The 25,518-nt window shown below is 67.4% G+C and carries 23 protein-coding genes; 9 read left to right on the forward strand and 14 right to left on the reverse strand.

The genetic code is table 11. The features are described from left to right. Positions 1-94: 94 nt before the first annotated feature. The 5 genes from BKA04_RS04350 to BKA04_RS04370 are packed head-to-tail and all read left to right on the forward strand — an operon-like array spanning position 95 to position 5,559. Complete coding sequence (locus BKA04_RS04350; protein WP_104095310.1) at positions 95-1,282, forward strand: hypothetical protein; 1,188 nt, start codon at positions 95-97, stop codon at positions 1,280-1,282. After that, positions 1,279-1,998, forward strand: a complete 720-nt coding sequence (locus tag BKA04_RS04355; protein WP_104095311.1) for a DUF4129 domain-containing protein — start codon at positions 1,279-1,281, stop codon at positions 1,996-1,998. Before BKA04_RS04350 ends, BKA04_RS04355 begins: the two co-directional genes overlap by 4 nt. Then, positions 1,995-3,278, forward strand: coding sequence for a DUF4350 domain-containing protein (locus BKA04_RS04360; RefSeq protein ID WP_104095312.1), 1,284 nt, complete (start codon positions 1,995-1,997; stop codon positions 3,276-3,278). Before BKA04_RS04355 ends, BKA04_RS04360 begins: the two co-directional genes overlap by 4 nt. A gap of 4 nt (positions 3,279-3,282) precedes the next feature. Further along, positions 3,283-4,236 (forward strand): AAA family ATPase, encoded by a 954-nt coding sequence (locus BKA04_RS04365; protein ID WP_104095313.1) that lies wholly within the window; start codon positions 3,283-3,285, stop codon positions 4,234-4,236. A 12-nt stretch (positions 4,237-4,248) separates the two neighbouring features. Next, complete coding sequence (locus tag BKA04_RS04370; protein ID WP_104095314.1) at positions 4,249-5,559, forward strand: DUF58 domain-containing protein; 1,311 nt, start codon at positions 4,249-4,251, stop codon at positions 5,557-5,559. A 63-nt stretch (positions 5,560-5,622) separates the two neighbouring features. Here BKA04_RS04370 and BKA04_RS04375 read toward each other — a convergent pair whose 3' ends face one another. Genes BKA04_RS04375 through BKA04_RS04385 form a run of 3 tightly spaced genes read right to left on the reverse strand, consistent with a single transcriptional unit; the run spans position 5,623 to position 8,597 of the window. Beyond that, on the reverse strand, positions 5,623-7,068 hold the full coding sequence (locus BKA04_RS04375) for a catalase (protein WP_104095315.1): 1,446 nt from the start codon (positions 7,066-7,068) through the stop codon (positions 5,623-5,625). A 13-nt stretch (positions 7,069-7,081) separates the two neighbouring features. Continuing rightward, the gene (locus tag BKA04_RS04380; RefSeq protein ID WP_104095316.1) at positions 7,082-7,558 is read right to left on the reverse strand and encodes a Fur family transcriptional regulator; all 477 of its coding nucleotides are present in this window, start codon (positions 7,556-7,558) and stop codon (positions 7,082-7,084) included. 43 nt (positions 7,559-7,601) lie between these two features. After that, entirely contained in the window at positions 7,602-8,597 is a 996-nt protein-coding gene (locus tag BKA04_RS04385; RefSeq protein WP_104095317.1) for a stage II sporulation protein M, read from the reverse strand. A 17-nt stretch (positions 8,598-8,614) separates the two neighbouring features. Here BKA04_RS04385 and BKA04_RS04390 point away from each other — a divergent pair, with 17 nt between their 5' ends. Further along, entirely contained in the window at positions 8,615-9,469 is an 855-nt protein-coding gene (locus tag BKA04_RS04390) for an RDD family protein (protein ID WP_232841957.1), read from the forward strand. 3 nt (positions 9,470-9,472) lie between these two features. On the opposite strand, the gene ahcY is transcribed toward BKA04_RS04390, so the two are convergent. From ahcY to BKA04_RS04405, 3 genes are read right to left on the reverse strand one after another with little or no spacing between them, the layout of a single operon-like run. Further along, the gene (gene ahcY, locus BKA04_RS04395) at positions 9,473-10,939 is read right to left on the reverse strand and encodes an adenosylhomocysteinase (RefSeq protein WP_104095318.1); all 1,467 of its coding nucleotides are present in this window, start codon (positions 10,937-10,939) and stop codon (positions 9,473-9,475) included. Positions 10,940-10,965: 26 nt separating this feature from the next. Continuing rightward, positions 10,966-12,381, reverse strand: coding sequence for a phosphomannomutase/phosphoglucomutase (locus BKA04_RS04400; protein ID WP_104095319.1), 1,416 nt, complete (start codon positions 12,379-12,381; stop codon positions 10,966-10,968). Beyond that, positions 12,371-12,583 carry a DUF3499 family protein gene (locus BKA04_RS04405; protein WP_104095320.1) on the reverse strand — a complete coding sequence of 71 codons (213 nt, stop codon included), beginning with the start codon at positions 12,581-12,583 and terminating at the stop codon, positions 12,371-12,373. The genes BKA04_RS04400 and BKA04_RS04405 overlap by 11 nt, the downstream gene beginning before the upstream one ends. Before the next feature lie 91 nt (positions 12,584-12,674). On the opposite strand from BKA04_RS04405, the gene BKA04_RS04410 reads away from it, so the two are divergent. After that, the gene (locus BKA04_RS04410) at positions 12,675-13,118 is read left to right on the forward strand and encodes a metallopeptidase family protein (RefSeq protein ID WP_104095321.1); all 444 of its coding nucleotides are present in this window, start codon (positions 12,675-12,677) and stop codon (positions 13,116-13,118) included. On the opposite strand, the gene BKA04_RS04415 is transcribed toward BKA04_RS04410, so the two are convergent. The 4 genes from BKA04_RS04415 to manA form a co-directional block, all read right to left on the reverse strand. Next, entirely contained in the window at positions 13,115-14,620 is a 1,506-nt protein-coding gene (locus BKA04_RS04415; RefSeq protein WP_104095322.1) for a DUF5719 family protein, read from the reverse strand. The two genes, BKA04_RS04410 and BKA04_RS04415, sit on opposite strands and share 4 nt — an antisense overlap. Then, positions 14,613-17,453 carry a glycosyltransferase family 2 protein gene (locus tag BKA04_RS04420; protein ID WP_167309665.1) on the reverse strand — a complete coding sequence of 947 codons (2,841 nt, stop codon included), beginning with the start codon at positions 17,451-17,453 and terminating at the stop codon, positions 14,613-14,615. Before BKA04_RS04420 ends, BKA04_RS04415 begins: the two co-directional genes overlap by 8 nt. Before the next feature lie 55 nt (positions 17,454-17,508). Then, positions 17,509-17,829 carry a WhiB family transcriptional regulator gene (locus BKA04_RS04425; protein WP_104095324.1) on the reverse strand — a complete coding sequence of 107 codons (321 nt, stop codon included), beginning with the start codon at positions 17,827-17,829 and terminating at the stop codon, positions 17,509-17,511. A gap of 146 nt (positions 17,830-17,975) precedes the next feature. Continuing rightward, the gene (gene manA, locus BKA04_RS04430; protein WP_104095325.1) at positions 17,976-19,151 is read right to left on the reverse strand and encodes a mannose-6-phosphate isomerase, class I; all 1,176 of its coding nucleotides are present in this window, start codon (positions 19,149-19,151) and stop codon (positions 17,976-17,978) included. 81 nt (positions 19,152-19,232) lie between these two features. Between manA and BKA04_RS04435 the strand changes: the two genes are divergently transcribed. Both BKA04_RS04435 and BKA04_RS04440 read left to right on the forward strand, forming a co-directional pair. After that, the gene (locus BKA04_RS04435) at positions 19,233-20,543 is read left to right on the forward strand and encodes an O-antigen ligase family protein (RefSeq protein ID WP_104095326.1); all 1,311 of its coding nucleotides are present in this window, start codon (positions 19,233-19,235) and stop codon (positions 20,541-20,543) included. Further along, positions 20,540-21,850 (forward strand): O-antigen ligase family protein, encoded by a 1,311-nt coding sequence (locus BKA04_RS04440; RefSeq protein WP_104095327.1) that lies wholly within the window; start codon positions 20,540-20,542, stop codon positions 21,848-21,850. The genes BKA04_RS04435 and BKA04_RS04440 overlap by 4 nt, the downstream gene beginning before the upstream one ends. Here the strand turns inward: BKA04_RS04440 and BKA04_RS04445 are convergent. From BKA04_RS04445 to galE, 4 genes are read right to left on the reverse strand one after another with little or no spacing between them, the layout of a single operon-like run. Next, positions 21,847-22,527: a class I SAM-dependent methyltransferase gene (locus BKA04_RS04445; RefSeq protein WP_104095328.1), complete on the reverse strand. Its 681-nt coding sequence runs from the start codon at positions 22,525-22,527 to the stop codon at positions 21,847-21,849. The genes BKA04_RS04440 and BKA04_RS04445 overlap by 4 nt on opposite strands. Positions 22,528-22,577: 50 nt before the next feature. Beyond that, the gene (locus BKA04_RS04450; RefSeq protein ID WP_104095329.1) at positions 22,578-23,522 is read right to left on the reverse strand and encodes a GDP-mannose 4,6-dehydratase; all 945 of its coding nucleotides are present in this window, start codon (positions 23,520-23,522) and stop codon (positions 22,578-22,580) included. A 1-nt stretch (position 23,523) separates the two neighbouring features. Continuing rightward, positions 23,524-24,519, reverse strand: coding sequence for a GDP-mannose 4,6-dehydratase (locus BKA04_RS04455; protein WP_104095330.1), 996 nt, complete (start codon positions 24,517-24,519; stop codon positions 23,524-23,526). After that, positions 24,516-25,496 (reverse strand): UDP-glucose 4-epimerase GalE, encoded by a 981-nt coding sequence (gene galE, locus BKA04_RS04460; protein WP_104095331.1) that lies wholly within the window; start codon positions 25,494-25,496, stop codon positions 24,516-24,518. The genes BKA04_RS04455 and galE overlap by 4 nt, the downstream gene beginning before the upstream one ends. Positions 25,497-25,518 lie beyond the last annotated feature (22 nt).

Genomic DNA, 25,518 nt, shown 5'->3' on the forward strand with positions numbered 1-25,518 from the left:
GTCGAGTGTGAAACGATAATGCGGTGAGGCCGCTCGTCCGCATACCGGCGAGGGTGAGTATCGCATCCGGGAGCCAGAATTCCATGAGTGAATCGTGAGTGACGAACGCCCGTGGCAGGCGCCGGATGCGCCCCGCGCGAACCCCGCGCCGCCATCATCGCCGCTCCCCCCTCCGAGCAGCCCGCCGGTACCGGGTCCCCCGGGGTACGGCCCACCCCTTCCCGACCCCGCGCTCGGCGCCGCAGGAACCGCGTGGGCGCCGCCGCCGAAGCCGGGGCTCATCCCCCTGCGGCCCCTCGACCTCGGCACGATGCTCGGCGCTTCGTTCCGCGTGCTGCGTCGCAATCCTCGCCCCACGTTCGGCGCGGCGCTGCTGATTCAGGGCGTGGTGACGATCATCACCACTCTCGCCGTCGGCGGCGCGACCTTCGCGTCGCTCTCACGTCTCGACTCCGCTGCACCGGACGACGCCGGCGCGATCGTGGCGGGCACGGTGGCGTTCGCCGTGATATCCGCGCTGCTGTCCGTCATCCTCAGCCTCATCGCCTCCGCCCTCCTGCAGGGCATCATCGTCGTCGAGGTCGCCCGCGGCGCGCTCGGCGAGAAGCTTCGGCTCCGCCAGCTGTGGGGCTTCGCCAGGGGGCGGATCTGGGCGCTCGTCGGGTGGGCGGCTCTCGTCGCCGCCGCGTTCCTCGTGGTGATCCTGATCTTCGTCGGGATCATCGTGCTCCTGTCCGTCACGCTCGGTGGCCTCGGGATCCTCCTGAGCGTCATGTTCGGGGTCATCGGCGGTCTCGGTCTCGTCGTACTCGGTTGCTGGATCGGTACGAGGGTCTCGCTCGTTCCGAGCGCTCTCATCCTCGAACGCCTCCCCCTGCGCGCGGCCATCGTCCGTTCCTGGACGCTCACGCGCGGGTTCTTCTGGAAGGTGTTCGGCATCCAGCTCCTCGTGATGGTGATCCTGTGGATCGCCTCCAACATCGCACTCACCCCGTTCTCGCTGCTGGCCCCCATCCTGCTCGTCCTCCTCGATCCGAACGGGACGGGATCGTCCGTCGCGGTCGTCGCGACGGTGGGGGTCTATATCCTCCAGCTCGTGGTGACGGTGGTCCTGAGCGCCATCACCTCGATCATCTCGACCGCGACCTCTGCCCTGATCTACCTCGATCTCCGGATGCGAAAAGAGGGCCTGGAGCTCGAACTCGTGAAGTTCGTCGAGGCGCGCCAGGCCGGCTCCGCCTCAACGGAGAACCCGTACCTTCGGCCAGTTGCGGTCGCATGATCCTGCCGTTCCTCCCGCTGCTGCCCGGTCTCGCCCTGGATGTCCCGGTCGACCCGGATGGCGACCAGGCACGGCAGTGGATCATCGACGAGCTCTCGAAGCCCGAGTACCAGGCCGCCAAGCCCACCTGGTGGGACCTGCTCTTCACGTCGTTCTGGGACTGGTTCACCTCCCTCGACCTCACCGGCGGCGGCGCACTTCAGACGCCACTCCTGACCGCCCTCATCGTGGTCGTCGCGGCGGCGATCATCACCGCGTTCATCATCTTCGGGCGGCCGCGCCGCAATCGTCGCAGCGCGATCATCGGCTCGCTGTTCGGCCAGGACGAGAATCGCGATGCAGCCGCACTGCGCCGTGCCGCGAGCGCGGCCGCAGCCGAGCGCAACTGGACCCTGGCGATCGAGGAGCTGTTCCGCGCCCTCGCGAGGATGCTCGCGGAGCGGGTGCTCGTGACGACGGATCCCGGAACGACCGCGCACGGCTTCGCCGCGCGGGCGAGCGCCGTGTTCCCGGACTCCGCCACGCAACTGGACGAGGGGGCGGATGCCTTCGACGCCGTCCGCTACCTGGGGCGTGATGGAACGGAGCCGGCCTACGAGGCACTCGTCGCCCTCGAACGCACCCTGCGCACGGCGCATCCGGCCCACGCCGAGGGCGGTGGCGGTCACGCCGGCGCCGGCGCCGTGGTCGACACGGCGACGGGTGCGACCCGATGACGCTCACGATGAGAAGCGACCTCGACACCACGGTCGTCACGCCCACGATCCGCAAGGCGGGAAGGGCAGTGCGCTTCTGGATCATCTCGGGCGGCACGGCGCTCATCATCGCCGTCATCGCCATCGCGATCACCGGCATCGCGGGTGCCGCCGGCCGACCGCTTTCACCCACGGACCCCCACCCCACGGGGAGCAAGGCGATCGCCCAGGTGCTGCGGGCGCAGGGGGTCACCGTCACGTCGGTCGACACGGTGCGCTCGGCCCGGGACGCCGCGGCGGATCCGGCATCCACGACCATCTTTCTGGTCGACGACGACGGCTACCTCGGCTCGTCGAGCCTGCGGGAGCTCGCTCGGCTCACCGACAACCTCGTGGTCATGACTCCGGATTTCGACACGCTCGACACCCTGGCCCCGGAGATCGCCCTCGCCGGGAACGTCTCAGGGCTGCTCTCCGCGGACTGCGGCCTTCGTCCGGTTCAGCAGGCAGGGCAGGTGACGGGCACCGGCAGCGGCTTCCGGCTCATTGGAACCGATGCCGACGCGACGCAGTGCCTGTCGAGCGGAAACGACATCCACTCGATCATCCAGCTCGCACGTGACGGGAAGCACGTCACCGTCGTGGGCACTCGCGACGCGTTCACTAACCAGTTCGTGCAGGACCGCGGGAACGCGGCGCTCGCGCTCGGCCTGCTCGGCCAGACCCGGAACCTCGTCTGGATGCTGCCGTCGATCGACGAGGCGGCTGCGGAGGGGTACCCGTCGATCGCGGAGCTCACCCCCGGCTGGGTGAGCACTCTCATGGCGCTCCTCGTCATCGCCGTCATCGCGGCCGGGTTCTGGCGCGGACGGCGGTTCGGGCCGCTCGTCGTCGAGAACCTTCCGGTCGTGGTCAGGGCGAGCGAGACGATGCATGGACGCGCCCGGCTCTACGAGAAGGCGTCGGCGAGACTCCACGCCCTGGACGCGCTCCGCATGGGGACGATCGACCGACTCGGCGCCCTGTGCGGGCTGCCGACGGTGGCGAGTGTTGATGACGTCATCCGCGCCGTCTCACGTGACACCGGACGCCAGGTGCCCGACATCGCGAGCCTCCTCCGCGACGCGGAACCGGGAGGCGAACGCGATTTCATCGCCCTGTCGGATGCCCTTCTCGACCTCGAGAGGGCGACCGCCGCTGCCACCCGCCCTTCGCGGGCCGCGGCGGGCGGAACAATGGACTCGACGACTCACGCGCACCAGCCACCCCCGACCGCAACGAACACGAAACAGGGAGAATGACCAGATGACCGACGATCTCCGAGCACAGTTCGCCCGCGTACGCACCGAAGTGGGGAAGGCCGTCGTGGGCCAGGACGGCGCCGTCACCGGGCTCATGATCGCGCTCCTGGCCGGAGGTCACGTCGTGCTTGAGGGTGTGCCGGGCGTTGCGAAGACCCTCCTCGTGCGCACCCTGAGCATGGCGCTGCACCTCGACACGAAGCGCATCCAGTTCACCCCGGACCTCATGCCGGGAGATGTGACCGGTTCGCTCGTCTATGACGCGAAAGCCGGGGAGTTCGAGTTCCGGGCGGGGCCGGTGTTCACGAACATCCTGCTCGCCGACGAGATCAACCGCACGCCGCCGAAGACGCAGTCGGCGCTCCTCGAGGCCATGGAGGAACGGCAGGTCTCCGTCGACGGAGAGACGAGGCCGCTTCCCGACCCCTTCATCGTTGCAGCGACCATGAACCCGATCGAGTACGAGGGCACCTACCAGCTCCCGGAGGCGCAACTCGACCGGTTCCTCATGAAGCTCGTCCTCGACCTGCCGGAGCGCGTCGACGAACTCAGCATCCTCGAGCGCAGCGCAGCCGGGTTCAACCCCCGCGACCTCGCGGCCGCCGGGGTGACCGCGGTGCTGGATGCCGCACAGCTGGCCGCAGCGCGCACCGATGTCGCGACCGTCACGGTCAGCCCGGATGTCATCGGCTACATCGTCGATCTCGCGCGCGCCACCCGCCAGAGCCCGTCGGTGAAACTCGGTGTGAGCCCACGAGGGACCAACGCCCTGCTCGCCGCCGCACGCGCCTGGGCGTGGCTGAACGGATCGACCGGTGTCACTCCCGACCACGTGCAGGCCATGGCGCTGCCGGTGTGGAGGCATCGCATCCAGCTGCGACCGGAGGCCGAGCTCGAAGGAGTGTCCGCCGACACGATCCTGCGCTCGATCATGCAGCAGGTGCAGGTGCCGATCTGACGTGCCAGCATCATGGTGATCTCCGGATGGTTCGTGGTCCTGCTTCTCGCGGGGGGCGTCCCCATCGTGCTCACGAACGATCCGGCGTGGCTCGGATACTGGCTCGCGTTCGTCATCGTCGTCACGATCGTCGACCTGCTGTTCGCCGCCTCTCCGCGTCGCGTGAGGCTCTCGCGGGACGTTCCGGTGAGGGTCAGGCTCGGCGAGACGACCGCGGCGACGCTCGTCGTGGAGAACACGGGGCGACGCACGATCCGCGGCGTCGTCCGTGACGCGTGGCAGCCCTCGGCGGGGGCGAGCCCGACGCGTGCGCCGGTCGTGATCCCGGCCGGGGAACGCGTCGCGATCCGCACGGCACTCACGCCGACACGGCGAGGGGAGCGCCGCTCTGCCCACGTGACCGTGCGCGCCTACGGACCGTTTCGCCTCGCAGCGCGACAGGCGACGATCGCCGCACCGAGCGCCATTCGGGTGCTCCCACCGTTCAACTCCCGCAAGCACCTGCCGTCGAGGCTTGCGAGACTGCGGGAACTCGACGGGCGGACGAGTGTGCTCATTCGCGGCCAGGGGACGGAGTTCGACAGCCTGCGCGAGTATGTGCGCGGCGATGACGTGCGTTCGATCGACTGGAGGGCGACAGCGCGTCGAAACGACCCGCAGGGAGGCCACAGGCTCATGGTGCGCACCTGGCGCCCGGAGCGGGACCGCAGGGTCGTCATCGTCATCGACAGCGGACGGACCTCCGCCGCCCGGATCGCAGGCGAACCGCGCATCGACACCGCATTCGAGTCGGCGCTTCTGCTCGCCGCCCTCGCAACGCGAGCAGGGGACCGGGTCGACCTCGTGATCTTCGATCGCCGCATCCGGGCCCGTGTGCAGGGTGCGAGCGGTCCGGAGCTGCTGTCGCGCATGGTCGATGCGATGGCGCCGGTGGACGCCGAGCTCATCGAGCCGGACTGGGCCGCCGTCCCCGGGGTCGTGCGCTCTGTCACGAGCCAGCATGCCCTCGTCGTCATCGCGACCTCGATCGAGTCGCCCGGCTCTTCGCGCGGGCTGCTCAGCGTCCTGCCCCAGCTCACGAGACGTCACACGGTCGTCGTGTCGTCGGTGACGGACCCGGATGTCCTCGAGGCATCCCGCGACCGGTCGCGTCGCGACGAGGTGTACCTCGCCTCCGCTGCGGAGAGGGCGCTGCTCGACCAGTCGAGGGTCGCCGCAGCCATCCGCCAACTCGGGGGCGAGGTCGTGACGGGTTCCCCCGCCGACCTGCCCCCTGCCCTCGCGGACCGCTACATTGCACTCAAAGCCGCAGGGAGGCTTTGAGCGATAGCGCAGCAAGCCGCAGGGAGGCTTTGAGCAATAGCGCAGCGCCGTAGGGTGACTGCGCTACATCCCCAGGTTCGCGCGGAGCTTCGCGCCGAGGTCGGCATCCACGTTCGTCCAGTAGACGACGGCCCTTTCCCGGATGACGTCGCTCCTGACCGCGCCGACACCGCCGGTGATCGTGGCGAGGAATCGCTCCTTCGCCGCGTCGTCGTACACGTCTCGGTAAAGGGTTCCGGCCTGGCCGAAGTCGCTGTCGTCTGCGCGCAGCGTCGCGGCGGTGCGGACGAGTTCGCCATCCGTCTCCCAGCTGCCCTCGCTCGCACGCTGTGCATCTGCCTCGGGGCCGCCGAACGAGTTCGGTGCGTAGGTCGGAGCGCCCGCCGGGGCCGCGTGGAAGCGCATGCTGCCCTCATGGCCGTAGGTGTGCACCTCCGCCGCGTGCGGAGCGTTCACCGGCAGCTGGTTGTAGTTCGTGCCGATGCGGTAGCGCTGGGCGTCCGGGTAGGAGAACACGCGGGCCATGAGCATCTTGTCCGGGCTGATGTCGACACCGGGGACGAGGTTCGCCGGCGAGAACGCCGCCTGCTCGATGTCGGCGAAGAAGTTCTGCGGGTTGCGGTTGAGGGTGAAGTGCCCCACCTTGATGCGCGGGTAGTCGGCCTTCGCGATGGTCTTCGTGAGGTCGAAGGGGTTGAACCGGTAGGTCTTGCCCTCCTCGTAGGGGATGACCTGGACGTCGACGTCCCACACCGGGTTCTCCCCGCGCTCGATGGCTTCGTAGAGGTCGCGACGGTAGTGGTCCGCATCCGAGCCGGCCAGCTTCTCGGCCTCCTCGTTGCTCATCCCCTCGACACCCTGTCGGGTGAGGAAATGGTACTTGACCCAGAATCGCTCGCCGTCGGCGTTGATCCACTGGTAGGTGTGCGACCCGTATCCATTCATGTGGCGCCAGGACTTCGGCAGCCCGCGGTCGCCCATGAGGTAGGTGACCTGGTGGGCGGACTCCGGTGACAGTGACCAGAAGTCCCACTGCATGTCTGCGTCGCGAAGGCCGGAGGAGCCGAGTCGCTTCTGCGAGTGGATGAAGTCGGGGAACTTGATCCCGTCGCGGATGAAGAACACCGGGGTGTTGTTGCCGACGATGTCGTAGTTGCCCTCTGTCGTGTAGAACTTGAGGGCGAAGCCGCGCACGTCGCGCCAGGTGTCCGGTGAACCCTGCTCGCCCGCGACGGAGGAGAACCGGGCCAGCATCTCGGTCTTCGTCCCCTTCTGGAACACTGCCGCGCGGGTGTACTGGGAGACGTCCTCCGTGATGACGAGTTCGCCGAATGCGCCGCCGCCCTTCGCGTGCGGGTTTCGCTCCGGCACGCGTTCGCGATGGAACGCGGCAAGCTTCTCGACCAGGTAGCGGTCGTGGAGCGCCGTCACGCCATCCGGCCCGGTCGTGAGCGAGTGCGCGTCGCTGGCGACGGGCGCCCCGGTCTGGGTGGTGGTGTTCTCGGTCATGATCGCTCCTTGCTCATCGGTGGTTCTGATCTGTCGTGGTGGACGGGTGGTCTGCATTCGCGGGCGCGCCCTGGCAACGGTTGCACAGTCCCCAGAAGGTGACCTCGGCCGACGTGACGGCGTAGCCCGCGGCGTCGGATGGGGTGAGGCACGGTGCCTCGCCGTGGACGCAGTCGACATCCGCGATGGCCCCGCAGGATGTGCAGACCAGGTGGTGGTGATTGTCGCCCGTGCGCCTTTCATAGCGCGAAGACGAACCGGCCGGTTCGATTCGTCGCAGGAGGCCCGCGGCGCTGAGGTCGTGAAGCATGTTGTGCACGGACTGCACTGTGAGCTGCGGGTTGGCCGCCGTGAGCACCCGGAGAAGTGATTCGGCATCACTGTGCGGCAGCTTCTCGAGCGCCTCGAGCAGAGCGACACGACCGCCAGTGACCCGCAATCCGGCATCCCGGAGTTCGTGGGCAATGGGGGTGTTCACGCCACCCAGCATAGTCACTATCGTGAATGACTCAAAATAATGCCGAACCGGGGCGCTAGCCGGCGACGATGGTGCGCGCCCCGGATTCGAACTCGTCGAGGTCGCCCGTCTCCCCCGCGCGGACCGCGTGCCGGCCGACGATCCACTGGTAGCAGAGGAATGCTGCGAGCGCGATGGTGCCGATGCCGATCTTGATGACCCACGGCCAGTCCTGCCGTGTCACGAAGCCCTCGATGATGCCGGAGACGAAGAGGGCGATCGCGAGACCGATCGCCACCGTGATGAGCGCACGACCATCCTCGGCGAGGGCCTGGACGCGCGTTCGGTGGCCAGGGGCGATCCAGGACCAGAAGATCATGATCCCGGCGGCGCCGGCGACGAAGATGGAGTACAACTCGAGCTGCCCGTGCGGTGCGATGTACAGGAAGAACACGTCGAGCCGGTCGTGGGCGCCCATGAGCGCGGCGGACAGCCCCAGGTTCTGGGCGTTCGAGAACAACAGGTACGGCGCGTAGACGCCGACGATCCCGAATGCGACGCACTGCGCGGCGAGCCAGGCGTTGTTCGTCCAGACGAGCGCGGTGAACGATCCCATGCCGTTCTCCGAGTAGTAGTTGACGAAGTCCTCCTCGGCGAACTTGCGACGCAGCTCCTCCGTGCCGAAGTTCTGCAGAACGCCGGGGGTCGAGAGCGCCCACCACGCGTACAGCACCGCCACGATGGCCGTCACGACCGCTACGGCAAGGCTCAGCCAGCGGATGCGGTACAGCGCGGCAGGCAGCTGGTTCGCGAAGAAGGCGGGCAGCCGACTCAACACGTTCCTGCCGGCGCCCGTGAATTGCACGCGTGCTCTCGACAACCCGAGTGACAACCGGTCGCCCTGAACCGAGCTCCCCGCCGTCGCCTTCATCGCGGAAAGCTGGCTCGCTCCCGACTGGTAGCGATCGATGAGTCGGTCCGCGTCGGCGCCGCTCAACCGCCTGCGGGAGGCAAGGCGGGCGAGTTCGTCCCATTCTTCGCGGTGGGCGGCGGAGTAGGCGTCGAGGTCCATCTGCTTAAATACTAGACATGGCATCCGGCCCAGAGTCCAGCATCGTGGTCGCCGCGGTGCCCGACGACGAATTGATGACCGGCGAGGCCGTCGCGCTCGACGTGCGCCCCACCGGGTTCGTGCTGCGCGCGGCGGGGGCAGCCATCGATTTCATCGCCTATTTCGGACTCTGGATCGTCATCGTGATCGCGGTGACCTCCCCGCTCGTCAGCGCTCTGTTCAGCAGTGCGATGCTGCAGGCGATCGTCGTCGTCGCCCTCGTCCTGTGCATCGTCGTCATTCCCACCTCCGTCGAGTTGCTGAGCAGAGGGCGTTCGCTCGGAAAGCTCGCCGTCGGCGCCAGGATCGTTCGAGACGACGGTGGCGCGATCGGATTCCGTCACGCCTTCACCCGCGCGCTCATCGGTGTGCTCGAGATCTTCGGAACGCTCGGTGGGTTCGCCGCGCTCGTCGCCCTGCTCAACGCGAAGGCAAAGCGCCTCGGCGATCTCGTGGCGGGCACGTACAGCCAGAACGAACGCATCAGCCGCTACACTCCGCCGGTGTACGGCGTTCCCCTCGAGTTGACCGACTGGGCGCGCACGGCGGATGTCGCCAGGATGCCGGACCGGACCGCCCGCCGCATCTCCCAGTTCCTCGCATCCGCCAGCGGGTTCACACCCGCATCGCGCACCTCCATCGCCGCCGGACTCGCGAACGAGGCGGCGCCGTTCGTCTCCCCCTTGCCGAATGCGGATCCGGAGCTGTTCCTGGCCGCGATCGCGGCCGTGCGACGCGAGCGGGAGTTCGCCGCGCTCCAGCAGGAACGGCAGCGCCTGGCAGTGCTTGCTCCCGCTCTCAGTCGTCGGCCGCGGGAGTTTCCGGAACGTTAGTTCCTAGTAGCGGTAGTGGTCGGACTTGAAGGGTCCGTTCACCGGGACGCCGAGGTAGGCGGACTGCTCAGGGGTGAGGGTCGTCAACTCGACACCGAGGGCATCGAGGTGGAGCCGTGCCACCTTCTCGTCCAGCAGTTTCGGCAGGACGTGCACGCCGAGCGGGTAGTCCTCTGCGAAAAGCTCCAGCTGGGCGAGCACCTGGTTCGTGAACGAGTTGCTCATGACGAACGACGGATGTCCCGTCGCGTTTCCGAGGTTCATGAGGCGCCCCTCGGAGAGGATGAGCACGCTGCGCCCGTTCGGCATCCGCCATTCGTGAACCTGGGGCTTGATCTCGACCTTCTCCGCCCCGGAGAGCGCTTCGAGTCCCGCCATGTCGATCTCATCGTCGAAATGACCCACGTTCGCGACGATCGCCAGGTGCTTCATGCCCAGCAGGTGCTCGACCGTGATCACGTTCTGGTTGCCCGTGCCGCTCACGAAGATGTCGGCCTCATCGAGCACGCTCTCGATGCGCGCGACCTGGAATCCGTCCATGGCCGCCTGCAGCGCGTTGATCGGGTCGATCTCGCTCACGATCACGCGCGCACCCTGGCCGCGCAGCGCCTCCGCGGCGCCCTTGCCGACATCACCGTAGCCGGCCACGAACGCGACCTTGCCGCCGATGAGCACGTCGGTGGCCCGGTTCAGCCCGTCGGGCAGAGAATGCCGGATGCCGTACTTGTTGTCGAACTTCGACTTCGTCACCGAGTCGTTGACGTTGATCGCAGGGAAGAGCAGGTCGCCGGACTTCTCGAGTTCGTACAGGCGGTGAACGCCCGTCGTCGTCTCCTCCGTGACGCCCCGGATGTCCTCCGCGATGCGCGTCCAGCGTCCGGGATCCGTCGCCAGCGATGCACGAAGCGTGTCGAGAATGACCCGCCATTCGTGGCTGTCGCCCGGCTCGGCATCCGGAACCGCGCCCACGAGCTCGAACTCGCGGCCCTTGTGCACGAGCAGCGTCGCATCGCCGCCGTCGTCGAGGATCATGTTGGGCCCGGTCCAGTCGGCGCCCGCGGCAGCGGCTTCAACGCTCCAGTCGAAGATCTGCGTGGTGCACCACCAGTAATCCTCGAGGGTCTCGCCCTTCCATGCGAAGACCGGCACTCCCGCTGGCGCGCCCGGCGTTCCGGTCGGCCCGACCGCGACGGCCGCTGCGGCCTCATTCTGCGTCGAGAAGATGTTGCAGCTCGCCCAGCGCACCTGGGCGCCGAGGGCCACGAGAGTTTCGATGAGCACGGCCGTCTGCACCGTCATGTGCAGGCTTCCGGCGATGCGGGCACCGGCGAGCGGGCGGCTCGGACCGAACTCCTCGCGCAGAGCCATGAGCCCGGGCATCTCGTGCTCGGCGAGACGCAACTGGTGTCTGCCCGCCTCCGCGAGCGAAAGGTCGGCGACTTTGAACGGGAGCGCGGTTGTCACGGTCATGAGGTCATTCTCCAACGTGTGGGCCCCTAGTGCACGGATCGGATGAGCGACAGCACGGAGTCCCGCACGCGCTCCATGAGCGGAACGGTCTCCGCCTCGACATTGAGCCGCAAGAGCGGTTCCGTATTCGATGGGCGAACGTTGAACCACCAGAACGCGCCCTCGGAGTTCCCGCTCACGGTGAGACCGTCCAGCTCGTCGAAGTCCGAGTCGGAGTAAGCGGTGACGATGCGCTCGTATGCCGCCGGGACATCCGTGACCACCGAGTTCAACTCCCCGCTCATCGAGTACGGGGTGAAATCGCGCGACATCGCCGAGAGCGGCCCGTCCTGGGCGCCGAACTCCGCGAGAAGGTGCATGGCCGCGAGCATGCCGTTGTCCGCCCCCCAGAAATCCCGGAAGTAGTAGTGGGCGGAGTGTTCCCCGCCGAACACGGCTCCCGTCGCCGCCATCTCGTCCTTGATGAGCGAGTGTCCGACACGCGTGCGCACGGGAACCGCCCCGGCCGCGAGAATCGTCTCCGGCACGATCCGGGACGTGATGAGGTTGTGGATGATGTACAGCTCGCCGTCCTCGCCGAGACTTCGCGCTCGCGCGATCTCGCGCACAGCGACCACGGCGGCGACGGCGGACGGGTTCATCGGCTCGCCGCGCTCATCGATCACGAAACAGCGGTCTGCATCCCCGTCGAAGGCGAGCCCGAGGTCTGCGCGGTGTTCGACGACCGCCTTCTGCAGGTCGACGAGATTCGCCGGCTCGAGCGGGTTCGCCTCATGGTTCGGGAAGGTGCCGTCGAGGTCGAAGTACAGCGGGATCAGGTCGAGGGGAAGCGCAGGCAGGCCGGCGGCGGTGCCGAGCACTGCGGGCACGGTCATCCCGCCCATTCCGTTTCCGGCATCCACCACGACGCGCAGCGGCCGGATGCCGGACAGGTCGACGAGCCCGCGGAGGTAGGACGCATAGTCGGCGAGAACGTCGGCCTCGCGGTACGAACCCTGCGTGGCCAGCGGCGGGATGCCGGAGGCGAGGTACTCCTTCGCCCGGTCGCGGATGGCCGCGAGCCCGGTGTCGAGGCTGATGCCCCGCGCGCCGGCTCGACTGAGCTTGATCCCGTTGTAGGTGGCCGGATTGTGGCTCGCGGTGAACATCGCGGCCGCGGCGTTCATGCTCCCGGAGGCGAAATAGCTCTCATCCGTCGAGCACAGCCCGATGGCGACGACGTCGGCACCGCGTGCCCGGGCGCCCTCCGCGAATGCGCGCGCGAAGCCCGGCGACGAGTCGCGCATATCGTGCCCGACGACGACGTCCTTGCCGCTGGCGCCGATCTCGTCGACGAATGCGGCGCCGATGGCCGAGACGACCTCGTCGGTGAGTTGCGATCCGACGAGTCCCCGAACGTCGTACGTCTTGACGAAGGCATCCAAGTCAGGGCTAGAACTCATTCCCCAATGCTACGTGACGCAAAACCTGCCAACCACGCGGTGGGGAGAGCCGCTCGGAGTGCTTCGCGCACAGGTCATAGGTGTGCGGTTCCGGCCTCTGGCTCAGGGGGCCGAGCACGGCCATCGAATCCGCGTAGACGTAGGTGAGGGTCGATACTGCCACGCGTCCGCACGCGACCTTGCTGCACAGCCGATCGTCCATTGTGATCCCACCCTAGCGACCGCGGAGCGACACGCGATGGAACCCCGCCGCGCGAAATACCGCCTCACCGCGCCCGCCGTAGAATGGCGTCATGGTCCACGCTCGCCGCACCGTGTCCGGCCGGTCGTCGCGAACCGGCTCGCGCGACCGTCACGGGCGCGGCATCCGCGCATCGGTCACCGGCCCGAGGCTGCCATTGCTGCATACGAGGGCGAACATCTTCGAGGCGACCGTCGCGGCGACGGCGGAGTACCTGAAGGACCTGTGGCCGGCGGAGCTCGCAGACGTGCGTGTCGAGATCGCTGCCGTGCCGTCGTCGGAATCCGGTTCCCGGCGCATCCGTCGGTGGCTCGTGGTACCGCGCGAGCGGCGCATCATCCTGTATCGCCTGCCGATCGAGCGACTCGCGAGGCTTCACCGCAACGATGACCTGCACCGCCGGATGATGGTGGAGAGTTGCGTCTTCCGGGCGGTCGCCGAGCTGCTCGGCAAGGACCCGTGGGATCTCGCGCCGGAGCGCTTCCGCCACTTCTAGCCGTACTGGTGGAAGACCGTCACCGGCTGCGATGCGCGACCTGGCGGACTCACGACGAACCCGGCGAGCCTTCCATCGCCCAGATAGCTCACGGACGCCCTCACCGACGTCATCCCGCTGAGGGTGTAGCTGGTCGCCGGGGCGACGGGGACGGCGACGGCCGCCCCAGCGTCGATCGTCACGGTCGTCCCACCGCCCGAGAGCGGATCGATGGCGACCGACGTCGATTCCGTGCCGGTGTTCACGAGGTGGAGTCGGGGGGATGGGCCGGGCGCAATGCTCACGAGAGCCCGCCCGTCGAGCTCCGGTGCTCCGACGAACCAGGCGAAGTCGGTGGACACGACGACAGGCGGGGCTCCGGAAGCCAGGCTCTTCTCCGGATCCCCTGCGAGCGTCACGGTCGACGACCTCGCACCGACGACGGCCGGCCGTTCACTCGCCACTGTGAGCGTCCAGGTCCCGTCGGGGAAGTCGCCGAGCGGGAAGTCGGTCACGATGCCGCCCTCGAGCGTGAGGGTGGAGCTGCTCGCAGCGCCGGATGCCCCCTCGGGGATCGCTGACACGGTGACATCCGTCGATCCGGTCCCGGGAACGAGGACCCGGAGCGTTCCGACGAGGTCGCCGTACCCGCCGAGACTCGAGGCCGCTTCGACTGACTGGTGCCCGACGGTCACCACTCCGGGGATCACCGTGAGCCTCGACGGACGGGTTCCGACCCCGAAGACGTCGACGCCACCCGGCGTGAGCGTGCGGAGGATGGACTGCTGCAGGGTCGCCGTGACCTGTCCACCCGTGCTCACGACGTGCACGACGGGACTCGCGATATCCGGCGCGAACGCGGCGAGCGAGAACACGCGCTGCCCGCCCGGGGGAACGATGATCCCGTCGGTTCCGGATGCCGCCACCGTGCCCTTCTCCGAATACACGGTGAGATTCACCGTCGAGCTGACCTTGCTCGGGTTCGTGAGTGCGAGAAGCGTCGTGCGCCCGGTGAGCGTCGACCCGCCGACGAGCCAGCTGTCGGAGCTCGGTGCAGCGCACTCGCTCGCCGCGAAGCCGACGAACTCGTCCGCACTCACGAACTGCGACTGGCTTCCGGCCAGGATCCCGGGCTCCTCCCCGGTCTCCCCAGGCTCGAGCAGCAGGCGTTGGGGAGGAACGTTCTTCTCGTTCTGGGTCGCATCCAGGTTCTCGAGGCTCGGCGTCCCCACGGTCGCCGCGCGGGTCACTTCGGCCCGTCCGATCGAGTTGGCCGTCGTCGCCTGTTGTCCCGTGTCGCTTCCCAGCCGCAGGACCGGTCCGGCGCAGATCCTCTGCTGTGTCGCCGCGACGGGCGTCACGACGACCGATCCCGGGCCTGTCCCGACGGTCGGAAGCGGAAGCAGCGACGCCGCAGCCACGCTGGCCACCGCGATCCCCACCCCGATGAGCCCGACGACTCCGCGAGCGCCGGCGATCGCGATGCTCCGCCCCGATAGTGCCTTCGATTCGCGCTCAGCCATGCTCTTCCTCGTCGAATGTCTCAGCGCGCTCGTCCGTCGGCGCCGGGTTGCGGTGGGCGCGGGGGCGCCCGCCGATCGGGATCGCGAGCAGCACCGTCACCCCGAAGACGATTCCGAGCGCCACCAGGTACCAGGACCCGAGGCTCGTTCCCGTGTTGGTCGGGTGCACGGATGGCGGCGTCGTCGATGCCTCGAATCGCCACAGCAGGCCCGTCGTGGTCGTGCCGACGGGGGTCAGGCTCTCATTCCCGTCGAGTGCGTCCACAAGGCTGCGATGCGTCTCGTCGTCATCCGGGGCGCCGGGGACGAGGATGAAGGAGACCCCGAGCGAGGTGAGCTCGCCGGAGTAGTCGAAGCCGCTGCGTGCGGAGAGGTTGCCTGCGAGCACGGCGAGCCTCCTGTCCAGAGCGTCCGGTGCCCGCTTCGTGCTCACGAGCGTCGACTGGTCGTCGAGGCTCGCGCCGAGACCGCGCTCCAGTCGGACAGCCACCCCGGTCTCGCCGAGCGAGGAGACGACGAGCGTTCCGACGGAGGGGGACGATGCCGCCTGCGCCGACACCAGCGCGGGGAGGATCCGGCCGTTCGACGGATGGATGAGCGCCGTCCCGACGAACATCGCGCCGAGCAGAGGTATGGCCAGGGCGACAGCGGCGAGTCCCGCGAGCGTCGAGACCGGGACGACGGCTCTTCCGAGCGATCCGATGGCGAGTATCGCTGCGGCCGTCAGACCCATCCAGAACACGCTGAGACCCGATCCGGCCCACACCGTCATGGGTTCCGATCCCACGGCACCCACCTGCACCAGGCCGGCGAGGACGGCCGTCGCATAGCCGAGGAACGCCACGAACAGGGCGAAGATCGCCCGACGCGCTCCGGGAAGGAAGAGGGCCAGGAGCGCGAGGATGACGAGCGGCGCACACAGCCCGATCACGAGGACGGGGGCGACTCCGCCTGGGATGCCGAGACTGCTGAGCGCTGCCGGCCAGCCGAGGAGCGTTCCCGTCGCGTCACCGAGCGCGAGCTGCCAGCCGGACGCCGAGCCCGATGCGAGGGGAACGCCGGGGTCCGCGAGAAGTCCGAGGGGGTTCCCGGCGAGCATCTGCTGGACGACGAGCGGGCCGAAGAGCACGATCGCGGGAATCGGGATTCCGATCGTGCGGTGGATCCTCGTCGGATGCGTGACGAGGAGAACGACGAACAGGACGAGCAATGCGGGCACGATCGACGGCGCACCCGCCGCGACCGCCGCGAACAGCAGGGCTGCCGCAGCGCCGGATGCCCACGATCGCGCCGCACCGAGGGAGGCGAGGACGAGCCACGGAAGCAGGATGTGCGCGACGATCGCGCCCAGCCGGCCGGATGCGAGCGCGGCGAGCAGCGGCGGCGCGAACGCCCACACGATGCCGGCCAGCGCCGGCATCCAGAGCGACCGGGTGATGCGCCGCGCGGCGAACCACGCGCCGAGCGCCGAGAGCGGCATGGCGAGGAAGTACACGAGTACGACCGAGAAGCTGGGCGCCCAGAACGTGAGCGACCCGAGTACGGCGAGCACGGCCGCGAACGGGTCTGCCGCCCCGAATACGCCCGATCCGACCTCGCGCCATCCGATGCCGATGTTTCCCCAGAGCGCCGGAACCGACGCCGAGAGCGGCCGCAAAGCTCCCCCGCTGATCGCCGTCGCCCCGAGAAAGGTTCCGTACGCGAGCACACCGACGATGCCGACGAGGACGACGACCCAGAATCCGCCGTTGGAGACGAAACCCGCGCGGGGCTCTGTGCGCGCGAGGGCACGCGCATTCGAGGGGTCGGACTCGAGGAGCGCGGCCTCCCGTGCCTGTGCGCGGCGCTCTCTGACCTCGGATGTCGGCATCCGAAGTGGCGCGATCGCGCTCCAGCCGACCGTGCGCGAGCGCTTCAGGTTCCGTCGCGCGACCCCTATCCCGGCACTGAACGCCGTGCTGAACGCTGCCCCCAGTTCTCCGCCGATGGCACTGGGGCGTTTACCGACAAGGTCGCCGAGCGCACGTACCACCCCGAGGGGAACGAGGGAGAGCCAGTGGAGGACGACCGCCCAGGCAGGCGAGTAGACGAGCCGCCTGTGCAGCTGAGCGGCGCGGGCGATCCGGAATGTGCGCGCGGCGGAGGACTGTCCGCGGCCGAACAGTTCCGGGCCCCCGTCGCTGGCGACTCGTGCCGCCGGCACGAGGATCACGCGGTACCCGGCGAGCCTCGCGCGGATCGAGAAGTCGAGGGAGGCGTCGATGCTCGGCAGTCCGGGGTCGAAGCCGCCGAGAGCGCTCCAGAGCGACCGGCGCACGAGCATGCCTGCCGCGGAAACCCCGAGCACATCGTCGCGCGTGTCGTGCTGGGCCTGGTCGAGTTCGTCGTCCACGAGCGAGACCGTCGCGCCGAATCGGCTGATGGTCTGACCGAACTCCGAGATGACGGCCGGGTTCTCCGTGCTCATGAGCTTGGGACCCGCGATGCCGACGGACGGCGCGATCTCGACGGCGCCGAGCAGGCGGGAGAGCGCATCCGGATCGGGGGCGTTGTCGTGCCCGAGCAGCCACAACCACTCTCCGTCCGACTCGACCGGGGGCGCGAAGCTCACGGCGTGCGCGACCGAGCTTCCGAAGGACGTCCCGTCGCGGACCGTGAGAACGTGGGTCGCTCCCGCGGTGGAGAGCAGTGCCTCGGAGCCATCCTTCGACGAACCGTCGACGGCGATGAGGATGTCCGGTGCGCGTGTCTGCGCGGCGATGGCGGCAAGAGTCCGCTGGAGCCTGTCGGCCCCCGAGCGTGCGACGACGACCGCGATGATCCTGGGTTGCACTGACCTCGGCTGCACCGCTGTTGATTGCACCGCCGTTGATTGCACCGACACCAAATTACGCGTGCTTGCGCAGCTTGCGGCGTTCCCTCTCGGAGAGTCCGCCCCAAATACCGAAGCGCTCATCGTTCTGCAACGCGTACTCCAGGCACTCTGCCCGCACTTCGCAGCTCCCGCAGATCTTCTTCGCGTCGCGCGTCGAGCCGCCTTTCTCGGGGAAGAAGGCCTCCGGGTCGGTCTGAGCGCACAGTGCGTCCGACTGCCAGGCGAGCGCGTTGTCGTCCTCCGACGGCGTCTGCCGTACCCCCGGAACACCGAGGAGTACCGGATCGACATACCAGTTGTCGGGGACCCCGCTGCGATGGTCTGTGAGCGCCATAGCACATCCTCCCCTGTCCGGCCGCTTCGACGAGCGCGAGTTGCTTACCTAATTACACTCGTGTAGTTCGGTCAGGTCAAGTCGCAGATCGTAAACCTTCTACATCAACTTGAGGGTTTGCGACGCGCCGTGACACCGCCACGCGCTCAGGGTGTCGTGGCGAGAAGAACCTCACCGCGTCCGAAAAAGGTCATCCGGCGTTCGTCCGGCGTCACATAAACCGCCTCGCCGCGCATGATCGTCGACTCGGAGCGCGCACCCCGGATGGTCATCGAGCCCGCAACGCACAAGGCGATGGCCGGGCCGCTGAGGTCGAGCTCCGCGTCCCCCGCCACGTGGGCGAGGACGAAGTCGGGGTTACCGGGCCGGAAGACACCGAGTTGCGGCGAAACCTCGTTCGGCCGGAGCCAGGGCGGCGGGCCGGGCGTGAAATCCACTACGGCCAGCAACTCGCCGACGTCGACGTGCTTGGGGGTCAGTCCCCCGCGCAGCACGTTGTCGGATGCCGTCATCACTTCGATGCCCAGGCCGCTGAGGTACGTGTGGATGTTGCCGGCCGGTAGGTACAACGCCTCGCCCCGCCGCATGGTGACCCGGTTGAGCAGAAGGGCGCTCAGGATTCCCGCGTCGCCGGGGTACGCGGCGCTCAGCGTGCGGACGGTCTCGATGGCGCCGGAGATGGCCAGGGCGCCGGCCTCGTCCTCTGACAACCGGATGCCGGAGGACCGGGCGGCCGCGAAGTCGGACACGCGAGCGACGAGATCGTCGACGTCCGCGCCGCCTCCCATGAGCCAGGCGAAGAGGCCGGAGAGGTCCGACAGCCGCGGGACCAGCTCGTCGAGTCCGAGCGCCACCAGCACGAGCCGCGCTTCGTCGAGAGGGCGGAAGCCGCACAACGCGTCGAACGACTCGCTGAGCGCGTAGATGACTTCGGGCTTCGGATGGGCGTCCCGGTAGTTCCGGTGCGGCGCATCGAGCGGGATTCCCAGGACGTTCTCCCGCTCGAAACCCTCCCGCGCCTGTTCGGCGGTCGGATGGGCCTGGAGCGACAGCGGAGCAGAAGCGGCGAGGACCTTCATGAGGAACGGAAGCCGAGTGCGGTCTCCGAGGGCGCTGCGGGGGTCGGATGCGATCCACGCGGCGAGGTCGGCAGAGCCGCCGACGGCATTCGGATCGACGATGCGCGCAGGCGAACCGGGATGATCGCCCAGCCACAGCTCGGCCTCCGGCCCGCCGGAGGGTACCGTCCCCAGCAGTTCCGCGATCGCCGACGCCGACCCCCATGCGTAGTCGCGAGGGGTGTTGGCGATGGCCACGAACATGGGGCTCCTTCCGGGATGACGGACCGTGGGCTTCACGCTATCAACTAGGCCGGCCATGCCCGAGCAAATAGGCTTGCGATCATGCTGGAGAACGCGCGCATCCGCCTGGCTTTCTCCACGCTCGTCCTCTTCGCCCTGCTCGCGGGGGACGCCGTGCGCTTCACCCTCGGCTGGTGGTTCTTCGGCGTCCTCACGATCGGCCTGACGTTCTTCGCCGGGTGGCTGCTGTGGCTGCAGCGCGCGCGGTGGAGCGTCGGAGGGATGCCGCTGCCGCTCCTGACCTTCCTCGCGCTCGCGACCGTGTCGATCTTCTGGTCGCATTACCCGGGCGCCACTGCGCTCGGTCTGTTCACGACCTGGATCATCGTCGTCAACGCCGTCGCGCTCGCGGTGACGTTCACATGGGCTGAGCTGCTTCGCGCTCTCGGCCTCGTGCTGCGTTTCGTGATCGGGGTCTCGCTGCTGTTCGAGCTCTTCGTGTCGCTGGTCCTGCGGGAACGGCTGCTGCCGTTCTTCGGGCAGCCCGGGGTCAACTACGACTCGTACGACAAGATCCCCGGCATGCTCATGTGGTCGCGGAACCAGCTGTTCGACGTGTTCGGGGACGGCCGCATCCAGGGCATCCTCGGCAATGCGAACAGCCTCGGGTTTCTCGCCCTGCTCGCACTCATCGTGTTCGGCATCCAGCTCGCCGCCCGCACGGTGCAGCGGAGCTGGGGCATCCTCTGGATCGTGCTGGCGGCCGCGACGATCCTGATGACGAAGTCGGCGACCGTGACGCTCGCCCTGGCCGGGGTCGCCGTCGTGCTCGTGATCGCACTCCTCGTCCGGCATGCGAAGACCGACCGCGGGAGGATGATCACCTACGCGGCGAGCACGGCCGCGCTCGCCGCGGTGGTCGTGATCGCCTTCCTCCTGCGCTCACGCGTCTTCGAGCTGCTCGGAAAGAGTTCCGATCTCACCGGCCGCCTCGGCATCTGGCAGAAGGTCATCGACCTCGCCCAGCAGCGCCCGGCGTTCGGATGGGGTTGGGTGAGTTACTGGGTGCCCTGGGCGGACCCGTTCCACAATCTCGTGTTCCGCTCCGGCGTCCGGCAGCTGCAGGCCCACAACACCTGGCTGGATGTCGCGTTCCAGCTGGGGCTCGTCGGCCTCATCGTTTTCATCGCCCTCGTGGGCGCGGCCCTCATCAAGGCCTGGCAGCATGCCGTCGATCGCCCGCAGAAGGCGCCCGGAGCTCCACTGCGGCACAGCGCCATCACCCTGCTGCCCCTGCTCGTCCTCGTGGCTCTCGTCGTACAGTCCTTCGCGGAGAGCCGGCTCATCACCGAATACGGCTTCGCACTGCTCATCGTCGTCGCGGTCAAGACCAAACGCCGGGAACTGTTGTGAAGACCGGCCAGCGCTTCGACGTATTCGTCGCTTTCCTCTCATCCGCCCGGTTCGTGACCGTCCTCACGACGGCGACGATCGGGGTTGCTGCACTGTCATACTCCGTGACCCAAATCATCGGATGGGCGGGATTTTTCGGCGTTCTCGGCGGGCTTCTGGCGTTGTGGGCGGCGATTCTCATCGTCAAGCGCGGCGAGATCGAGTGGAACGGCCTTCTGCCCATCTCTCTCCTGGTCTTCTTCGGCTGGGCCTTCGCCTCCGTGTTCTGGAGCGGTTACCAGTGGGTGACGCTCGGTGGTCTCGCCTACTTGTTCGCCTTCAGCTTCCTGGCCGTATCCGTAGCGCTCCTGAGGGACACCATCCAGATCGTTCGCGCCTTCGGCGACGTCCTGCGTCTGACGATCGCAATCTCACTCATCGTGGAGATCTTCTCCGGGCTTCTCATCGACATGCCCATTCGGTTCCTCGACATCACCGGGGACCTCGACCGGCTGGGTCCGATCCAGGGCATCGTCGGTTCGCGTAATCAGCTCGGGATGATCGCCCTCGTGGCTCTCGTGACGTTCTGGGCCGAGTGGACGACCCGTTCGGTGCGGCGAGGCACGGGCATCGGCTCGATCGTGAGCGCCGGCGTCACCCTCGTGCTGTCGCAGTCGCCCGTGGCGATCGGCGCGACGGCCGTCGTCGGCGCTGCGGCCCTCGCACTCTATGGCCTGCGCAGGGCCGCACCGGAGTACCGCCGATTCTGGCAGTTCGGACTGCTCGGCTCGAGCGTCATCGTTCTCGTACTCGCGTGGGTGTTCCGCTCGCCGATCATCGGGGTTCTGGATGCGACGAAGGATCTCGACTACCGGCTCAACCTGTGGCGGCGAGTCATGAGCCTGGTCTCCGGGCACTCCGTTCAGGGCTGGGGCTGGATCGGTGCATGGCGAGGCGACCTCGTTCCCTTCGTCGCGTTCCAGAAGCTGCCGGGAGGCGCCCCCGATTCGGCCGCCAACGCATTCTTCGACGTTCTCCTGCAGTTGGGCGTGGCAGGACTCGCGCTCTTCCTGATTCTCGTCTCCCTGGCGTTCGTCCGATCCTGGTTGCTCGCGGTCGCTCGCCGAAGCATCGTGTTCGCGTGGCCCGCGCTCGTTCTCCTGGCCATGATCACGACCTCGCTCGCCGAGAGTGCCATCCTCGTGTCGTTCGGATGGCTCACCCTCGTCGTCTGCACGGTGAAGGCATCCAGAGAACTCAGTTGGCGCCAGGCGTTCGCGACGGAACCCGGTCGACCAGAATTGCCATCGGAACACAGGGCTCCCTAGGACTTTCTGGCGACCACCCAAATGTGACGGCGATTGAACGGCAGGATATCTACCGTGACGTGCTCCGACGCGAATGCTCGCAGCGTTCTCTCGTTGATTCGCGCTCCACGCCACGCCTTGTGGAGGGTACGTCGCCCTTGCACCAGGTGGCCCAGATGGCCGGCCCAATCCAGTAGTCGCGGAAGAATTCCGGAACGCCGGAACTGGATGAGAACTCGTCCCTTCGGGGCGAGAAGTCGGAGGCTTTCGGAGAAGTAGCGTCGTTGTGCCGCCGCGGTCGGCACGTGCTGCATGGTGATGTACGAGAACACCACATTCACCGAACCGTCGGGCAAGGCGAGGGTCCCGTCGCCGTCGACCTCAAGGTACTGGATGTTGTCGAGATCGGCGAGGTTGGTTTGCGCCTTCGAGAGCATCTCACCGCTGACATCGCTCGCAGTCACGCTGCCGGTGATCTCTGCGAGCCTGCGTGTCATCCGCCCGACCCCGCTGCCGATCTCCAACAGCACGTCAGTCGCTCCGAGTTCTATCTTCCCGAAAGCCAGGAACTCGTCGACTTCGGAAGTGCCGCTGGCGAAGAACTCCGGACTCTCGCTCTCGTGGCCGGTGGCGACATGCCACGCCGCATTGTGGCGGGCGGCATCATTCCAATACGTCTTCGAACGCCCTGATGGCATCCCCCCTTCCTAGCAGACCGGCCGTCGTTCGTCACCAGTGTTTCGGGTGATCAGGACGAGCGATTCAGAGTTGCGAGGTGGTGTCGCACCATCGCCGCCACGATCTCCTGGAATTGCATCGTTGGCGCCCACCCGAGCACCTCGCGGGCTTTGGTGTTGTTGGCGCGTTGGGTAGCCGGGTCAGCCGGGCGAAGGAGGCTCGTATCGGTCCGCACGAGGGCTTCCCAGTCGTCTACCCCGATTTCGGCGAAGGCGGCGACGACGAAATCACGGATGCTGTGGGACACCCCGGTTCCGATCACGAAATCCTGTGGTTGGTCCTGGCGCGCCGCCAACCGCATGGCGTCGACGTAGTCGGGTGCCCAACCCCAGTCTCGTTCGCTGCTGAGGTCCCCCAGCAGAAGCTCCTCCTGACGTCCCGCGTGAATTCGAGCAACAGAGGCCGCGATTTTCCCGGTGACGAATCGCTCGCTGCGCAATGGCGACTCGTGGTTGTAGAGAATCACGGACGAGGCGTGCAACCCGCGGGCTCTGAAGCCGGCGACAAGAAAGTGTCCGAGTGCCTTCGCTGCCCCGTAGGGCGACACCGGCGACACCGGGGTGGACTCGTCCTGCGGGGCGCCAGCCAGCCCGAAGATTTCCGCACTGGACGCATTGATCAGTCTGGTGTCCGGGCTGCTGGAGGCCAGTGCGGCAAGGATTGTCGCGACCGGTTCGCCCGTGTTCTGAACCGTGTCGAGGACGCCGTTCCAGGATGCTCCAACGGATGTTTGGCCGGCCAAATGGTAGAGCACCTGCGGTTGAAGTTCGGCGATGATCCCGGTGAGCGATTTCGCATCCCGCACATCCGCCACGTGAACGGTCACACCGGCTTCCACCGGTGCGGTGGACCCCGGGCGCACAAGGCCATGAACGTCGATGCCTTCTTCAAGGAGTGCCCGCGCCAGGTATGTTCCGTCCTGGCCGGTTACTCCGGTAATGAATGCGACGGGCATGTCAACCCAATGCCGGCGGCTTGGCACTCTTCTGGTCGGCGATGTCCGAATCGACCATCATCTCGATGAGCTCGCGGAAGTCGACGCTCGGCTCCCAGCCGAGCACATCCCTGGCTTTGCTCGCGTCACCGATGAGGAGGTCGACCTCTGCGGGGCGCTCGTACTGTTTGTCGTAGCTGACCAGCGTCGACCAGTCGTCGATTCCGATGCGGTTGAAGGCGACGTCGAGAAGGTCGCGGATGGTGTGAGTCTTGCCTGTGGCGATGACGTAGTCGTCTGCGACGGGCTGCTGCAGCATCCGCCACATCGCTTCCACGTAGTCGCCGGCGTAGCCCCAGTCGCGGCTCGCGTCGAGGTTGCCCATGGTGAGGGAATCCTGCAATCCCAGTGAAATTCTCGCCACAGCCGTGGACACTTTCCGGGTGACGAACTCGATGCCACGGCGCGGCGACTCATGGTTGAAGAGGATGCCGCTCGAGGCGTGCATCCCGTACGACTCCCGGTAGTTGATGGTCATGTAGTGGCCGAAGACCTTGGCGACACCGTACGGCGAGCGCGGCCAGAGGAGCGTGCTCTCCCGTTGGGGAACCTCCTGCACCTTGCCGAACATCTCCGAACTGGACGCCTGATAGAAACGGATGCTCGCTGGGTCATCCCCCGCGTGGATGCGCACCGCCTCGAGCATGTTGAGCACGCCCTTGCCCGTGACATCCGTCGTCATTCCCGCGTTCTCCCAGGAGTGGGCGACGAACGAGATCGCGCCGAGGTTGTAAACCTCTTCGGGGTCTGCGGTTTCGATGACCCGAAGAAGCGACCCCAGGTCGGTGAGGTCGCCGAACAGCAGTTTCGCATTCGGCAGCACTTCCCGGACCGTGGCGACCTTCGGGTTGTTCTGCCCGCGCACGAGCCCGAAGACCTCGTAGCCTTTGCGATCGAGCAGCTCGCCGAGGTACATGCCGTCCTGGCCGGTGATGCCGGTGATGAGGGCGCGTTTCATGGTCGTCCCGCTTTCTTGAAGTATTCGTGGGAGTTCCACGCCGAAGTGATGATGTCGTCGAGTCCGAAGCGAGCAACCCAGCCGAGTTTCTCACGGATGCGTTCCACCGAGGCGACGACCGTCGCTGGGTCCCCTGCGCGGCGTGCCGCAATGACCGGCGCAATGTCGACCCCGGCCACCCCCATGACCGCGTCGATGATCTCCCGCACACTCGCCCCGGTTCCTGTACCGATATTGAACAGATGATGGCCGGTCCCGAGTGTTTCGCGCCCGTCCATAGCCGCAAGATGCGCCTCCGCGACATCCTGGACGTGAACGTAGTCGCGCACACACGTTCCATCGGGCGTCGCGTAGTCGTCGCCGAAGACGACGGGCGCCTCGCCGTCATCGAGTTTCTTCAGCACCATCGGCACGAGGTTCAGGGCAGCCGTGTCTCCGAGCTCTGGGGAACCTGCTCCAGCGACGTTGAAGTACCGAAGGTTCACAGCGTCGAGTCCCCATGCGACAGTGGCGTCTTTCACGAGCCACTCTCCGACCAGCTTGGTTTCTCCATACGGATTCTGCGGACCGGTGACCGAGTCTTCTTCGAGCGGCAGGTCTGAGGCCGCGTACACGGACGCCGACGATGAAAAGACAAGGTGTCGCACGTTTTCCTGCTCCATTGCGAGCAGCACGTTCGCGAGACCGCCAAGGTTCTCCCGGTAGTACCAAGCCGGCCGAGCGACAGATTCTCCGACCTGTTTGCGCGCAGCGAAATGCACAACAGTGTCGATGCGATGTTCGCGAAGCGCCGCCGCTATTTCCAATGGCGCCCCGTCAGAAGAAAGGTTGAGTTTGAAGATGGGAATCCCACCGATGCGCGCCGCCGAACCGGTGGCGAAGTCGTCGGCGACGACCACCGTGTCGTTGCGCTCGACGAGGAGCTTCACAAGGTGCGCACCGATGTATCCGGCACCGCCGGTGACGAGAACGTTCACTCGCCCAGTCTAGGAAGAAAGC

Origin of the sequence: Terrimesophilobacter mesophilus (assembly GCF_014200375.1) — a bacterium.
Lineage (GTDB): Bacteria > Actinomycetota > Actinomycetes > Actinomycetales > Microbacteriaceae > Terrimesophilobacter > Terrimesophilobacter mesophilus.

Coding starts and splice junctions, on each gene's coding strand:
- BKA04_RS04400 (WP_104095319.1), bottom strand. CDS start 12,381: ATGAGTTCTAGCCCTGACTTGGATGCCTTCGTCAAGACGTACGACGTT.
- BKA04_RS04360 (WP_104095312.1), top strand. CDS start 1,995: ATGACGCTCACGATGAGAAGCGACCTCGACACCACGGTCGTCACGCCC.
- BKA04_RS04435 (WP_104095326.1), top strand. CDS start 19,233: ATGCTGGAGAACGCGCGCATCCGCCTGGCTTTCTCCACGCTCGTCCTC.
- BKA04_RS04390 (WP_232841957.1), top strand. CDS start 8,615: ATGGCATCCGGCCCAGAGTCCAGCATCGTGGTCGCCGCGGTGCCCGAC.
- BKA04_RS04355 (WP_104095311.1), top strand. CDS start 1,279: ATGATCCTGCCGTTCCTCCCGCTGCTGCCCGGTCTCGCCCTGGATGTC.
- BKA04_RS04415 (WP_104095322.1), bottom strand. CDS start 14,620: ATGGCTGAGCGCGAATCGAAGGCACTATCGGGGCGGAGCATCGCGATC.
- BKA04_RS04375 (WP_104095315.1), bottom strand. CDS start 7,068: ATGACCGAGAACACCACCACCCAGACCGGGGCGCCCGTCGCCAGCGAC.
- BKA04_RS04425 (WP_104095324.1), bottom strand. CDS start 17,829: ATGGCGCTCACAGACCATCGCAGCGGGGTCCCCGACAACTGGTATGTC.
- BKA04_RS04450 (WP_104095329.1), bottom strand. CDS start 23,522: ATGCCCGTCGCATTCATTACCGGAGTAACCGGCCAGGACGGAACATAC.
- BKA04_RS04405 (WP_104095320.1), bottom strand. CDS start 12,583: ATGGACGATCGGCTGTGCAGCAAGGTCGCGTGCGGACGCGTGGCAGTA.
- BKA04_RS04385 (WP_104095317.1), bottom strand. CDS start 8,597: ATGGACCTCGACGCCTACTCCGCCGCCCACCGCGAAGAATGGGACGAA.
- BKA04_RS04370 (WP_104095314.1), top strand. CDS start 4,249: ATGGTGATCTCCGGATGGTTCGTGGTCCTGCTTCTCGCGGGGGGCGTC.
- BKA04_RS04365 (WP_104095313.1), top strand. CDS start 3,283: ATGACCGACGATCTCCGAGCACAGTTCGCCCGCGTACGCACCGAAGTG.
- BKA04_RS04455 (WP_104095330.1), bottom strand. CDS start 24,519: ATGAAACGCGCCCTCATCACCGGCATCACCGGCCAGGACGGCATGTAC.
- BKA04_RS04410 (WP_104095321.1), top strand. CDS start 12,675: ATGGTCCACGCTCGCCGCACCGTGTCCGGCCGGTCGTCGCGAACCGGC.
- ahcY (WP_104095318.1), bottom strand. CDS start 10,939: ATGACCGTGACAACCGCGCTCCCGTTCAAAGTCGCCGACCTTTCGCTC.
- BKA04_RS04380 (WP_104095316.1), bottom strand. CDS start 7,558: ATGCTGGGTGGCGTGAACACCCCCATTGCCCACGAACTCCGGGATGCC.
- BKA04_RS04445 (WP_104095328.1), bottom strand. CDS start 22,527: ATGCCATCAGGGCGTTCGAAGACGTATTGGAATGATGCCGCCCGCCAC.
- manA (WP_104095325.1), bottom strand. CDS start 19,151: ATGTTCGTGGCCATCGCCAACACCCCTCGCGACTACGCATGGGGGTCG.